Genomic DNA, 12,055 nt, shown 5'->3' with positions numbered 1-12,055 from the left:
CGGATAAGCCTTTTCCCTGTTGGGGCCGGGCGTCGCCCGGGACTTTCACCCAGCTCACGAGTCCGATCGGCGGGCCCGGTCGCTGCGCTTTCCCCACTCCTTGCACAACGCCCGGTCCCATCTGCGGGTTCCCGGGTCCAGCGGATACAGTCACCGTTGCGCCAACTACGGGGACAGGAGAGGGTCATTACCGCCAACCGGCAGACGAGCTGGGCGTTCGCCGACGCCTTTGTCGCCGAGGACGAAGCACTGCACGTGGCCCGGGACCGGGCTCACGAGCTGGGGCTTCGCCCGGTGTCACCGGGCACCGGCGCCGCGCTGCGCCTGCTGGCCGCCGCCGCGGACGCCAAAGCGGTGGCGGAAATCGGCACGGGCACGGGCGTGTCCGGCATCTATCTCCTGCACGGCATGCGGCCGGACGGGGTCCTGACGACGGTGGACCCCGAGCCCGAGCGTCAGCAGTTCGCCCGGGAGGCGTTCCGCGCGGCGGGCTTCGCCACCAACCGGGCCCGGTTCATCCCCGGCCGCGCCCTGGACGTCCTGCCCCGGCTCGCGGACGGGGGTTACGACCTCGTCTTCTGCGACGGGGACCGGCTGGAGAGCCTCGATGTGCTCGCTGAATCGTTGCGCCTGCTGCGTCCGGGCGGTCTGGTCTGCTTCGAGGGCGTCTTCGCGGACGGCCGTACGGTCGACTCGGCCGCCCAGCCGGCCGAGGTGCTGCGGCTGCGGGAGCTGCTGCGCGCGGTGCGCGAGAGCCAGGAGCTGATGTCGACCCTGTTGCCGGTCGGCGACGGACTGCTCTGCGCGGTCCGGCGCGGCTGAGCGGCGCGGCGCGGGAACCACGGACGGAAGAACGCACGACTGCCCGGCACGGAGACCGTGCCGGGCAGTCGTGAAGGTGATGGGCGTTCCGCGTCAGCCGACGACCTTCGTCAGCGCGTCGCCGAGGGCATCGGCCTCGTCCGGAGTCAGCTCGACAACAAGCCGACCGCCGCCTTCGAGCGGAACGCGCATGACGATGCCCCGCCCCTCCTTTGTCACCTCGAGCGGGCCGTCGCCCGTCCGCGGCTTCATGGCCGCCATGCTCGTTCCCCTTCCTGAAACCAGCTCATCGCAACCGGCGGCCCCATGACAGGCGCTGCCTCACCGGCATCGAACACATTGCTTCTTCGCCATTATCCCGCATCAACGACCCCAATGACCAACATCGGTCTGCATCGCTTGCGCAACGCGCTTTCCCAAAACCACCCAATTCGGCGATCCGGCTGCGATACTGCGCCGCCCCGGACCCCCAGGTGAGAGCCAATTGTTAGACGCAGGTCACATCCCTGCCCCGGTCGGCGTCGGCCATGCTTGCCTGCAAGGAGCAACGATGCCCGAGCAGCGAGGGGAAACCGGAATGGCCGACGAGCAGGCGAACACCGTTCTGTACGACGTGAGCGAGGGGCTCGCGACGATCACGCTCAACCGACCCGACGCGATGAACGCGCTGAGCACGGCGGCGAAGGTCGCACTGCGGGACGCGCTGCTGGAGGCGTCGGCGGACCCGGGGGTCCGGGCGGTTCTGCTCACGGCCACCGGGCGCGCCTTCTGCGTCGGCCAGGATCTCAAGGAGCACGTCGCCACGCTCGCGGCGACCCGGGATGCGGGCGGCGGCAACGCGCTGAGCACGGTGCGGGAGCACTACAACCCGATCGTGCGGGCGATCACGGAGATGGCGAAGCCGGTCGTGGCCGGGGTGAACGGCGTCGCGGCCGGGGCCGGGTTCGGCTTCGCGCTCGCGGCCGACTACCGGGTGGTCGCGGACACCGCCTCCTTCAACACCTCGTTCGCGGGCGTCGCACTCACCGCCGACTCTGGCGTGTCCTGGACCCTGCCCCGGCTGATCGGGCAGAGCCGCGCCGCCGACCTGCTGTTCTTCCCGCGGTCGATCTCCGCGCAGGACGCGCTGGAGCTGGGGATCGTCAACCGGGTCGTCCCGGCGGCCGAGCTGGCCGAGCAGGCGGCGGCGGTGGCCCGCGCCCTGGCCGCCGGGCCCACGGTGGCGTACGCGGCGCTGAAGGAGTCGATGGCGTACGGCGCCGGGCACACGTTCGCCGAGACGCTGGAGAAGGAGGACGAGCTCCAGACCCGGGCGGGCGCGTCGCAGGACCACACCATCGCGGTGGAGGCGTTCCTCGCCAAGGAGAAGCCGGTCTACCTGGGGAAGTAGCCGCAAGGAACCGCCGTTCAGCGGGGCGCACCGCCGCCGCGCGCCACGCAGTCCGCGAGATGGTCGTCGACCAGTCCGCAGGCCTGCATCAGCGCGTAGGCGGTGGTGGGGCCGACGAAGCGGATCGAGCGCTTCTTCAGCGCCTCGGCGAGGGCGGTGGACTCCGGTGTGACGGCCGGGACGTCCGACAGCGTGCGCGGGGCGGGCCGGCCGGCCGGGTCGGGGGCGTAGGACCAGATCAGCTCGTCCAGCTCCCCGGCCGGCCAGTCGGCGAGGACCTTCGCGTTGGCGAGGGTCGCGTCGACCTTGGCCTTGTTGCGGATGATCCCCGGGTCGGCCAGGAGCCGTTCCCGGTCGGTCTCGGTGAACTTCGCGACGGCCTCGATCCGGAACCCCTCGAAGGCGGTACGGAAGGTCGTGCGGCGGCGCAGGATCGTGAGCCAGGAGAGCCCGGACTGGAAGGCCTCCAGGCAGAGCCGTTCGAACAGGGCGTCGTCCCCGTGGACCGCCCGGCCCCACTCGGTGTCGTGGTAGGCGAGGTAGTCCTCGGTGGACAGGCCCCAGGGGCAGCGCAGCCCGCCGTCGGGGGCGGCCACGGCTCCGCCGCTCATCGGCCGTCCTCCTCGCGGTCCGGGCCGTCCGCGCGGTCGGCCGGCTCCGCCGCGGGCCCGTCGCCGGGCTGCTTGAACAGGTCGGTGCCCGTCGTCACGGCGGCCGCCCGGTCCCCGGCCAGGGTGGATTCCAGCTCCGCGATCCGGGCGTCGCGCTCGGCCAGCTCGGCGCCGAGCCGGGACAGCGCCTCGTCGACGTCCGCCATCCGGTAGCCGCGCAGGGCCATGGGCAGGCGCATCGCCTCGATGTCCGCCCGGCCGACGGGGCGGGCGGCGGGCAGCGGGTCGGTGAACCGCTCGGGCGGTACGTCCTGGAGCACCGCGCTCCCACCGCCTCCGACCACCGCGAGGGTGACCGCGGTGACGACCACGACCATCGTGAGCAGCAAGAACCAGAACACGCGCATCTCCCGGGGGGCGGAAACCTCGTCCGGCTCCGATCGTGCCATGCGGTACCGACAAGTCGGGGCCGGCCACGAAAGGCCGTAGGGTCGGCAGGCGGGTCGTAGGCGGCTATCTGAGGAGGAGAGACGGGATGCGCAGCGGGGCACTCAGGCTGGGGCGGCGGGAATTCGGTCCGCACGAGCCGGTGATCATGGCGATCGTGAACCGGACCCCGGACTCCTTCTACGACCGGGGTGCCACGTTCCGGGACGAGCCGGCGCTCGCCCGGGTCGAGCAGGCGGTGGCCGAGGGCGCGGCGATCATCGACATCGGCGGGGTGAAGGCGGGCCCCGGCGAGGAGGTGACCGCCGAGGAGGAGGCGCGCCGCACGGTCGGGTTCGTCGCCGCGGTCCGCCGCCGCCACCCGGACGTGGTGATCAGCGTGGACACCTGGCGGCACGACGTGGGCGAGGCGGTCTGCGAGGCCGGGGCGGACGTGCTGAACGACGCGTGGGGCGGGGTGGACCCGCGGCTGGCGGAGGTCGCCGCACGGCACGGGGCGGGACTCGTGTGCACGCACGCCGGCGGCGCGGAGCCGCGGACGCGGCCGCACCGGATCGCGTACGACGACGTCATGGCGGACATCCTGCGTGTGACGGTGGGGCTTGCGGAGCGGGCGGTCGGGCTCGGGGTGCGGGCGGACGGGATCATGATCGACCCGGGGCACGACTTCGGGAAGAACACGCGGCATTCGCTGGAAGCGACGCGGCGTCTTGAGGAGATGGCCGAGACGGGGTGGCCGGTACTGGTGTCCCTGTCCAACAAGGACTTCGTGGGCGAGACGCTGGACCGGCCCGTGAAGGAGCGCCTCATCGGGACGCTGGCGACGACGGCGGTGTCGGCGTGGCTGGGGGCGCGGGTGTACCGGGTGCATGAGGTGGCGGAGACGCGGCAGGTCCTGGACATGGTGGCGTCCATCGCCGGGCATCGGGCGCCGGCCGTGGCCCGGCGGGGGCTGGCGTAGGCCCTGCCGCCTGCCCGGCGGGCGGGGCCCGGGGGCGCTGCCCCCGGGCCCCGCTCCTCAGGCGCCGGAGGTGCTGGGACCGACGGCCTCGATCGCCGGACGGGCCCGAAGTGGCCGGAGAGGGCCGGACGAGCCGAAATCGGTCACCGCCCGACCTCCTTCGTGACCAGCGTCACCGCTTCCTCCACGTCGTCCGTCACGTGGAAGAGCAGCAGGTCCTTCTCCGATGCCTTGCCCTGGGCCACCACCGTGTCGCGGAGCCAGTCGACCAGGCCGCCCCAGTACGCCGTGCCGAACAGGACGATCGGGAAGCGGGTGACCTTGCCGGTCTGGACGAGGGTCAGCGCCTCGAAGAGTTCGTCGAGGGTGCCGAGGCCGCCGGGCAGGACCACGAAGCCCTGGGCGTACTTCACGAACATCGTCTTGCGGACGAAGAAGTAGCGGAAGTTGACGCCGATGTCGACGTGCGGGTTGAGGCCCGACTCGAAGGGCAGCTCGATGCCGAGGCCGACCGAGACGCCCTTGGCCTCCCGGGCGCCCTTGTTGGCCGCCTCCATCGCGCCCGGGCCGCCGCCGGTGATCACCGCGAAGCCCGCGTCGACCAGGGCCTTGCCGATCGCCACCCCGGCCTCGTACTCCGGAGATCCGGCGGGGGTGCGGGCCGAGCCGAAGACGCTGATCGCGCTCGGCAGTTCGGCGAGCGCGCCGAAGCCCTCCACGAACTCCGACTGGATGCGCATCACCCGCCAGGGGTCGGTGTGCACCCACTCGGAGTCGCCCTCGGAGTCCAGCAGCCGCTGATCGGTCGTACCGGGCTGGACCTGCTCCCTGCGGCGCAGGACCGGGCCCAGCCACTGCTCCTCGGGGCTGACCGCGCCCTCGGGAACCTCCGCACCCTCGGGGATCCGTGCGTCTTCGGCGTTGCCCATGTTCCGCTCCCTCCACCGACCTGCTCCGTGCCGGGTCGTACGTGTCGTGCTGCGTGCGGCCAGCGTAGATCGGCGGAGGTTACGGAGGGGGGAATGCCGTGCGTCGACCGGTCAGCGGGTCAGTCGGTCAGCCAGGAGCGGAGGCGCTCCTCGCAGTGGGTGATCTTGTCGACCGCCACGTGCTCGTCGCGCTTGTGGGCGTACATGGGGTCGCCGGGTCCGTAGTTCACCGCGGGGACGCCGAGCGCGCCGAAGCGGGAGACGTCGGTCCAGCCGAACTTGGGCCGGGCCGTGCCGCCGACAGCGGTCATGAAGGCCTGGGCGGCGGGGTGGGAGAGGCCGGGCATGGCGGCGCCGGAGTGGTCGTCGATGACGATCTCGGCCACGCCGCAGTCGGCGAAGACCTCGCGGACGTGGGCGATGGCCTCCTCCTCGGTGCGGTCGGGGGCGTAGCGGTAGTTGACGACGACGGTGCAGGCGTCCGGGATGACGTTGGTGGCGACGCCGCCCTCGATGCCGACCGCGTTGAGGCCCTCGTGGTATTCGAGGCCGTCGATGACGGGGCGGCGGGGCTCGTACGCGGCGAGGGCGGCCAGGATCGGGGCGGCGGCGTGGATCGCGTTGGACCCCATCCAGCTGCGCGCCGAGTGGGCCCGCTCCCCCGTCGTGCGCAGGTGGACCCGCAGGGTGCCCTGGCAGCCGCCCTCGACCTCGCCGTCGGAGGGCTCCAGCAGGACGGCGAAGTCTCCGGCGAGCCACTCGGGGTGCGCGTCGGCGATGTGGCCGAGGCCGTTGAGGTGGGCGGCGACCTCTTCGTTGTCGTAGAAGATGAAGGTCAGATCGCGGTTGGGCTCGGGGACCGTCGCGGCGATCCGGAGCTGGAGGGCGACGCCGGACTTCATGTCGGAGGTCCCGCAGCCCCATAGGATGCCGTTCCCGTCGAGACGGGAGGGGACGTTGTCGGCGATCGGCACGGTGTCGATGTGCCCGGCGAGGACGACGCGCTCGGCGCGGCCCAGGTGCGTGCGGGCGACGACGTTGTTGCCGTACCGGTCGACGGTGAGGTGCGGCAGCGCGCGCAGGGCCGATTCGATCGCGTCGGCGAGGGCCTTCTCCTCCCCGCTGACCGAGGGGAAGTCGACGAGCCGGGCGGTGAGCGCCGGTCCGTCCAGGGTGAGGTCGAGGGCGGGGTCAAGGGTGCTGTCGGCCATGGACCCGACCCTAAGCGACAGGGGTACCCGCCCCGCCCGGGGCCTCCAGTACGGTGGGCCCGTGTCCAGGACTGCCAGCCCTCGCCGACGACGCCTCTTCCGCTACGGGGCCGCCTTCGCCGTGCTCGCGGCGCTCGGCGGTTATCTGGCCGTGCAGTACGACTCCTCCGGTTCGAAGAACCCGCCGCGCTGTGTCGTGGAGGCGTCCGACGGGGACGAGGGGGAGACACAGCGCTACGAGATGAGCCTGGCCCAGGCCGTCAACGCGGCGACGATCTCCGCGGTGGGCACCACCCGGGGGATGCCCGAGCGGGCGGTGACGATCGCCCTGGCGACCGCGCTCCAGGAGTCCACGCTCCGCAACATCGACTACGGGGACCGGGACTCGCTGGGGCTGTTCCAGCAGCGGCCCTCGCAGGGCTGGGGCACGCCCGCGCAGATCATGGACCCGGTCTACTCGTCCGGGGAGTTCTACGACCATCTCGCCGAGGTCCCGGGCTACTCACGGCTGCCGTTGACCGTGGCCGCGCAGCGCGTGCAGCGCAGCGGGTTCCCGCAGGCGTACGCGAAGCACGAGCCGGACGCCGCGCTGCTCGCGGCCGCGCTGACCGGGCGCCGGCCCGCCTCGCTGAACTGCACCCCGTCGACCGCCACGGCCGAGGGCCCGGGGGACGCCGGGCAGGTGCGGGCCGAGCTGGTGCGGGCCTTCGGCAAGGACGTGCTGCCCGCCGCGAAGGCCGCGGGTGCGTCCGCCTCCTCGACCGTCTCGGTGCCCGTCCCGGCGGCCTCGGCGCGGGCCGAGGACAAGGCCTCGCCCCGGCGCGGCTGGGAGCTGGCGCACTGGGCCGTGGCGCAGTCCGAGGCGCTGCGGATCGAGCGCGTGAGCTATGCGGACCGGGTCTGGGACGCCGGTACGGGCTGGCGGACGGAGAGCGCGAAGGACAAGGAAACGGGCACGGCCGCGGTCAGGATCCGGGTCGTTCAGTAGTACGCCCCGTCACTCGTACGGGTCATGGGGGCCGGGCCCCCGGACACCTTCCGCACGGCTTGTCGCAGCCGTGCCGCCCCCCTCCGATTCCCTTGTCCGCCAAGAGAAGTGACGGTTCATCGGGCCCCGGCGGTATGGATTGTTTGCCCGGGTTCTTCCGCTGCGGATAATCGGACGCATTGCTCAGTCTTTACCTTCGCCCGCCGCAACCTTCCCCTCCCCCGAAGCGGTTGTCAGTGCGTCCGGTCACCGGACAGACAGATTCGTGCGCAACCCGCTGAAGGAGCATCATGTCCCTCCCCCTGACCCGTCGGATCGCTCGTGCCGCGCTGCTGATCGCCGCTGGCGCGACCCCCGTGGTCGGTGCGGCCGGTGCCGCGAGCGCCGCAGGTCTCCCGGCGGCCCCTGACCTGGGCGGCCTGACCGCACTGGACGGCGCGAACGTCGGCAACACCCTGGACAGCACCGCGCGGCAGGGCACCCAGGCCGCCGGTGAGACCGGTGGCCGGCTCGTCGGCACCGCCCTCCCGGCGGCGGGCGAGACCGTCGGCAAGTCCGCCAAGGTCGCCGTCCCGGCCGCCCAGGAGACCGTCGGCCAGGCCGCGGGCAACGCGGGCGAGGCGGTGGGCGGGGTGGCCGAGGCCGCCGGTGGCGGTCTGCCGACCGAGGGCCTCGGCGGCGGGCTGCCCACCGACGCCGTCACCCAGGGCGGCCTGCCGCTGAACGGCCTGCCGATCGGCTGACCTGGCTCACGCACCTGCCGAAGGGCCCGAGGAGTGCGCACTCCTCGGGCCCTTCGGCGTATCCGGGTCACGACAGGCGCTTGACCGCCGCCGCCACCCGCTCGTCCGTCGCGGTGAACGCCACCCGCACGAAGCTCGCGCCCGCCGGGCCGTAGAAGTCGCCGGGCGCGACCAGGATGCCCCGCTCCGCGAGGTACGCCACGGTGTCCCAGCACGGTTCGTCGCGGGTCGCCCACAGGTAGAGGCTCGCCTCGCTGTGCTCGATCCGGAAGCCGTGCGTTTCCAGGGCCGTACGGAGGGCGAGGCGCCGGTCGGCGTACCGGGCGCGCTGCGCGGAGACGTGCACGTCGTCGCCGAGGGCGGCGACGGTGGCGGCCTGGACGGGGGCGGCCGTCATCATCCCGCCGTGCTTGCGGATCAGCAGCAGTTCACCGAGGACGGCCGCGTCGCCCGCGATGAACGCGGCCCGGTATCCGGCCAGGTTGGAGCGCTTGGAGAGGGAGTGGACCGCCACGATGCCGTCGTAGTGGCCGCCGCAGACGTCCGGGTGGAGCACCGAGACCGGTTCGGCGTCCCAGCCCAGCTCCAGGTAGCACTCGTCGCTGAGGACGAGGACGCCGTGCTCGCGCGCCCAGGCGACGATCCGGATCAGCTCGTCCTTGGGCAGCACCTTGCCGGTGGGGTTGGACGGCGAGTTGAGCCAGAGCAGCTTCAGCCCCGCCGGGTCCAGCTCGGTCGGGTCGTCGTAGACGACGGGCTCCGCGCCGCAGAGCCGGGCGCCGACCTCGTACGTCGGGTAGGCGAGCCGGGGGTAGGCCACCTTGTCGCCCGCACCGAGCCCGAGCTGCGTCGGCAGCCAGGCCACCAGCTCCTTGGAACCGACGACCGGCAGCACGTTGGCGTGGGTGACGCCGACCGCGCCGAGGCGGCGCTCCACCCAGCCGGTGAGCGCGTCCCGCAGGGCCTCGGTGCCCCACACCGTCGGATAGCCGGGGCTGTCCGCGGCGGCGACCAGCGCCCGCTGGATCAGCTCGGGGACCGGGTCGACCGGGGTGCCGACCGACAGGTCCACGATGCCGTCCGGGTGGGCCTGGGCCGTCGACTTGTAGGGCGCGAGCCTGTCCCAGGGGAAGACGGGGAGGCGGGAGGAGACTGCGGACACGGAGCTCTGCTTTCTCGGGGCTTTCTCGGGGTGTTCGGGTACCGGCGCGATGGAGGTGGCCACCGGCGGCGGCACGGCGAAACGGCTCGGTCCCGCACGGGGACGAGCCGTACGGGACCGGGCTGCGCGCGTGGTGCCGCCGCTCCTTACTGGTTCTGCGGCGGCAGACCGGCGATGAACGCGTGGTCGCGCTCGATGAGACCGAGCTTCGAAGCACCGCCCGGCGAGCCGAGGTCGTCGAAGAACTCGACGTTCGCCTTGTAGTAGTCCTTCCACTCCTCCGGGGTGTCGTCCTCGTAGAAGATGGCCTCGACCGGGCACACCGGCTCACAGGCTCCACAGTCGACGCACTCGTCCGGGTGGATGTACAAGGATCGCTGGCCCTCGTAGATGCAGTCGACGGGGCACTCTTCGATGCAGGCCTTGTCCTTCACGTCGACACAAGGCTGCGCGATGACGTAGGTCACGCTGTCGTTCCTCCTCGGTAGGGCGTTGGCTCTCGCGCGGGAGCGCGGCGTCGTCGATGCCCGCCCCTAGTATCTCCGTTCTGGGCCACGATCCGAACAGGAGGGGCGGACAGAGCTGTGGAATTCACTATCGGCGGACGGCTGGAAGTCCGCATCACACCCGCTGACGTGGGCAAACGCGTTTCCGTACGGCGCCGGACGGAAAGCGACGGCACGGGCGTGGAGTTCACCGATGTGGTCGGCGTGCTCACATCATGGAACGACGGCGTGGTGTCGGTCACACGGAAGAGCGGCGAATCTGTCCACTTCGTGGAATCCTCACTGGTCGCGGGCAAGGTCGTGCCCGCCGCCCCGGCCCGGCGCCGGGGCCCCGCCGCCTCCTTCGAGGAGCTGGCGGCCGTCACCGCGCGCGCCTGGCGGCCGGTGGAGAGCGAGGCGCTGGGCGACTGGCGGCTGCGCGCGGCCGGGGGCTTCACCCGGCGCGCCAACTCCGTTCTGCCGCTCGGCGATCCGGGTCTGCCGCTCGGCGAGGCGCTCGGGCACGTTTGCCGCTGGTACGAGGAGCGGGGCCTGCCCGCGTACGTCCAGACGGCGACCGGGGCCGAGGGCACGCAGGAGCTCCTGTGCGCGGAGCTGGAGCGGCACGGCTGGCGGCGCGAGGTCTCCGCGGAGGTCCGGATCGCCGCGCTGGCGCCGGTCGGGGACCGGGGGGCGGAGGTGTCCGCGGTCCGTCTGACCCGGGAGCCGGACGCGGCCTGGCTCGCCCGCTACCAGCGCTTCTCCACGTCCGGCCCGCATGTGCTGCGGGTGCTGGGCAGCGGCCCTTCGGTCTGGTTCGCCACGGTGCCGGGCAGCGGCGACGCGCCGGATGCGATCGGGCGGTGCGTCGTGGACGGCCGGTGGGCCGGGTTCATGGCCGTCGAGGTCGCCCCCGAGCGGCGGCGGCGCGGACTGGCCACGACGGTGATGACCGCGCTGGCCCGCCGCGCGCTGGACGAGGGCGCTTCGGCGGCCTGGCTCCAGGTCGAGGAGGACAATGAGGGGGCGCGGGCGCTGTACGACGGCATGGGCTTCTCAGGCCACCACCGGTACCACCACTACCGCTCGGCGTGAGGGGCCGCACGGCGGGCCGCAGGGGCCGGGACCGGGGCGTGAACAGGACGGGTTGGGGCGTGGGTCGGATATGAGCGGGCTGGATTCCGGGGCGGCCGAGCGGCGGCGGCAGTTCGCCGAGGAGGCCCGGTCCGAGCGGCCGGACCTCGCCTTCCTGTGCCTGCTGCTGGGCGCGGAGGCGGGACCGGTGGGGCCGGCCGAGGTCCGGCCGGTGACTCCGGGGGAACCCGTTTCCGACCCGTACGGCATCGACGCCGCGCAGATCGAGCTGGACCGGCTGGCCGGGCTGCTGCCCCACGGCTCCCGCTCCCCCGCCGGCTGGGCCTCGGCCCTGGCCGGACTGCTGGGCGAGCGCTGCGGATTCGGCGGCTCGTCGGTCGACTACCAGCGGCTGGACTCCTCGCTCCTCCAGCAGGTGCTGCGACGCCGCCGGGGCCTGCCGATCCTGCTCTCGGTCGTCTGGATCGAGGTCGCGAGGAGGGCGGGCGCGCCGGTGTACGGGGTGGCGCTGCCGGGGCACTTCGTGGTCGGCTTCGGCGACCGGGAACGCCCGGTGCTGGCCGACCCGTTCGCCGGGGGCGCGCCGCTGACCGGTCAGGACGCGGAGCTGCTTGTCGCGGGGGCGACCGGGGCGGCACTGGAGCCGTCCATGATGGTGCCCGCCCGCCCGCTGGAGATCGTGCTGCGGATCCTGAACAACATCCGGGCGTGGGCGGCGGCCCGGCCCGAGCGCACGGACGTGGCCCTGTGGGCGGTGGAGCTGTCGCTGCTCCTGCCCTCGCATCCGGCCAGGCTCCGCTACGAGCATGCCCAGCTCCTCGTCCAGCGCGGTGAATTCCTGCGGGGGGCGGCGGAGATGGAGGAATATGCGGAGATCCTCGCCGAGATCGAGCCGACGACGGCCGAGAACATCCGGCGCAAGGCCCACGCGGCGCGCGCCCTGCTGAACTGAACCCGGCCCTCCGGTAAGGAGAATCCACAGATCGGCGGATCCGGGGATCTGCCGGTCCGCGGAAATCCGCCTGGCGTCACTCGTGCAAGCGCCCGGCCGTGGCGAGACGGATGGGTCCGTGAGCGATGTGCGCTCCCGGTTTACATCCGAACGCCCCCTTTCACGCCCAACGGTCGCGTTATTCGGCCGGTTCGTCGGCGTACACGAATGCCCATGCGCTCAACTGGAAACCCGTCACGGGGCGCGCACGGCCCATCGC

Annotated in this window: 14 protein-coding genes; 7 read left to right on the top strand and 7 right to left on the bottom strand. The window is 72.7% G+C overall.

What is annotated here, in order from left to right; all coding sequences use genetic code 11:
• Positions 1 to 156 precede the first annotated feature (156 nt).
• Complete coding sequence (locus RNL97_RS22100; RefSeq protein ID WP_030576665.1) at positions 157 to 822, top strand: O-methyltransferase; 666 nt, start codon at positions 157 to 159, stop codon at positions 820 to 822.
• A 93-nt stretch (positions 823 to 915) separates the two neighbouring features.
• Here RNL97_RS22100 and RNL97_RS22095 read toward each other — a convergent pair whose 3' ends face one another.
• A complete protein-coding gene (locus RNL97_RS22095; protein WP_313751106.1) occupies positions 916 to 1,083 on the bottom strand; it encodes a DUF3117 domain-containing protein in 168 nt (55 codons plus the stop codon).
• Between the two features lie 316 nt (positions 1,084 to 1,399).
• Between RNL97_RS22095 and chcB the strand changes: the two genes are divergently transcribed.
• Positions 1,400 to 2,212, top strand: coding sequence for a 2-cyclohexenylcarbonyl CoA isomerase (gene chcB, locus RNL97_RS22090; RefSeq protein ID WP_313751657.1), 813 nt, complete (start codon positions 1,400 to 1,402; stop codon positions 2,210 to 2,212).
• Between the two features lie 17 nt (positions 2,213 to 2,229).
• On the opposite strand, the gene RNL97_RS22085 is transcribed toward chcB, so the two are convergent.
• Positions 2,230 to 2,823 carry a DNA-3-methyladenine glycosylase I gene (locus RNL97_RS22085; protein WP_030576659.1) on the bottom strand — a complete coding sequence of 198 codons (594 nt, stop codon included), beginning with the start codon at positions 2,821 to 2,823 and terminating at the stop codon, positions 2,230 to 2,232.
• The gene (locus tag RNL97_RS22080; protein ID WP_319143616.1) at positions 2,820 to 3,230 is read right to left on the bottom strand and encodes a DivIVA domain-containing protein; all 411 of its coding nucleotides are present in this window, start codon (positions 3,228 to 3,230) and stop codon (positions 2,820 to 2,822) included. Before RNL97_RS22080 ends, RNL97_RS22085 begins: the two co-directional genes overlap by 4 nt.
• 128 nt (positions 3,231 to 3,358) lie before the next feature.
• Here RNL97_RS22080 and folP point away from each other — a divergent pair, with 128 nt between their 5' ends.
• Positions 3,359 to 4,231, top strand: coding sequence for a dihydropteroate synthase (folP, locus tag RNL97_RS22075; protein WP_313751105.1), 873 nt, complete (start codon positions 3,359 to 3,361; stop codon positions 4,229 to 4,231).
• 143 nt (positions 4,232 to 4,374) lie between these two features.
• Here the strand turns inward: folP and RNL97_RS22070 are convergent, their stop codons facing one another.
• Positions 4,375 to 5,160 (bottom strand): LOG family protein, encoded by a 786-nt coding sequence (locus RNL97_RS22070; protein ID WP_030576654.1) that lies wholly within the window; start codon positions 5,158 to 5,160, stop codon positions 4,375 to 4,377.
• A gap of 119 nt (positions 5,161 to 5,279) precedes the next feature.
• A complete protein-coding gene (gene dapE / locus RNL97_RS22065; RefSeq protein WP_313751104.1) occupies positions 5,280 to 6,371 on the bottom strand; it encodes a succinyl-diaminopimelate desuccinylase in 1,092 nt (363 codons plus the stop codon).
• Positions 6,372 to 6,432: 61 nt separating this feature from the next.
• Between dapE and RNL97_RS22060 the strand changes: the two genes are divergently transcribed.
• Together RNL97_RS22060 and RNL97_RS22055 are read left to right on the top strand one after the other, a co-directional pair.
• Entirely contained in the window at positions 6,433 to 7,359 is a 927-nt protein-coding gene (locus RNL97_RS22060; RefSeq protein ID WP_234313329.1) for a hypothetical protein, read from the top strand.
• 290 nt (positions 7,360 to 7,649) lie between these two features.
• Positions 7,650 to 8,102, top strand: a complete 453-nt coding sequence (locus RNL97_RS22055) for an ATP-binding protein (protein WP_313751103.1) — start codon at positions 7,650 to 7,652, stop codon at positions 8,100 to 8,102.
• Between the two features lie 67 nt (positions 8,103 to 8,169).
• Here RNL97_RS22055 and dapC read toward each other — a convergent pair whose 3' ends face one another.
• Both dapC and fdxA read right to left on the bottom strand, forming a co-directional pair.
• A complete protein-coding gene (gene dapC, locus RNL97_RS22050; RefSeq protein WP_030576645.1) occupies positions 8,170 to 9,264 on the bottom strand; it encodes a succinyldiaminopimelate transaminase in 1,095 nt (364 codons plus the stop codon).
• Positions 9,265 to 9,410: 146 nt separating this feature from the next.
• The gene (gene fdxA, locus RNL97_RS22045) at positions 9,411 to 9,731 is read right to left on the bottom strand and encodes a ferredoxin (protein WP_007446848.1); all 321 of its coding nucleotides are present in this window, start codon (positions 9,729 to 9,731) and stop codon (positions 9,411 to 9,413) included.
• Between the two features lie 117 nt (positions 9,732 to 9,848).
• Here fdxA and RNL97_RS22040 point away from each other — a divergent pair, with 117 nt between their 5' ends.
• Together RNL97_RS22040 and RNL97_RS22035 are read left to right on the top strand one after the other, a co-directional pair.
• Complete coding sequence (locus RNL97_RS22040; RefSeq protein WP_243315035.1) at positions 9,849 to 10,844, top strand: GNAT family N-acetyltransferase; 996 nt, start codon at positions 9,849 to 9,851, stop codon at positions 10,842 to 10,844.
• Positions 10,845 to 10,914: 70 nt separating this feature from the next.
• Positions 10,915 to 11,796 (top strand): transglutaminase-like and tetratricopeptide repeat-containing protein, encoded by an 882-nt coding sequence (locus RNL97_RS22035; RefSeq protein WP_030576637.1) that lies wholly within the window; start codon positions 10,915 to 10,917, stop codon positions 11,794 to 11,796.
• Positions 11,797 to 12,055 lie beyond the last annotated feature (259 nt).

It is taken from the genome of Streptomyces parvus (assembly GCF_032121415.1).
In the GTDB taxonomy this organism is placed as follows: Bacteria; Actinomycetota; Actinomycetes; order Streptomycetales; family Streptomycetaceae; genus Streptomyces; species Streptomyces globisporus_A.
The sequence above is the reverse complement of the archived record's forward strand: the minus strand, read 5'-3'. Positions and strand labels throughout refer to the sequence as shown.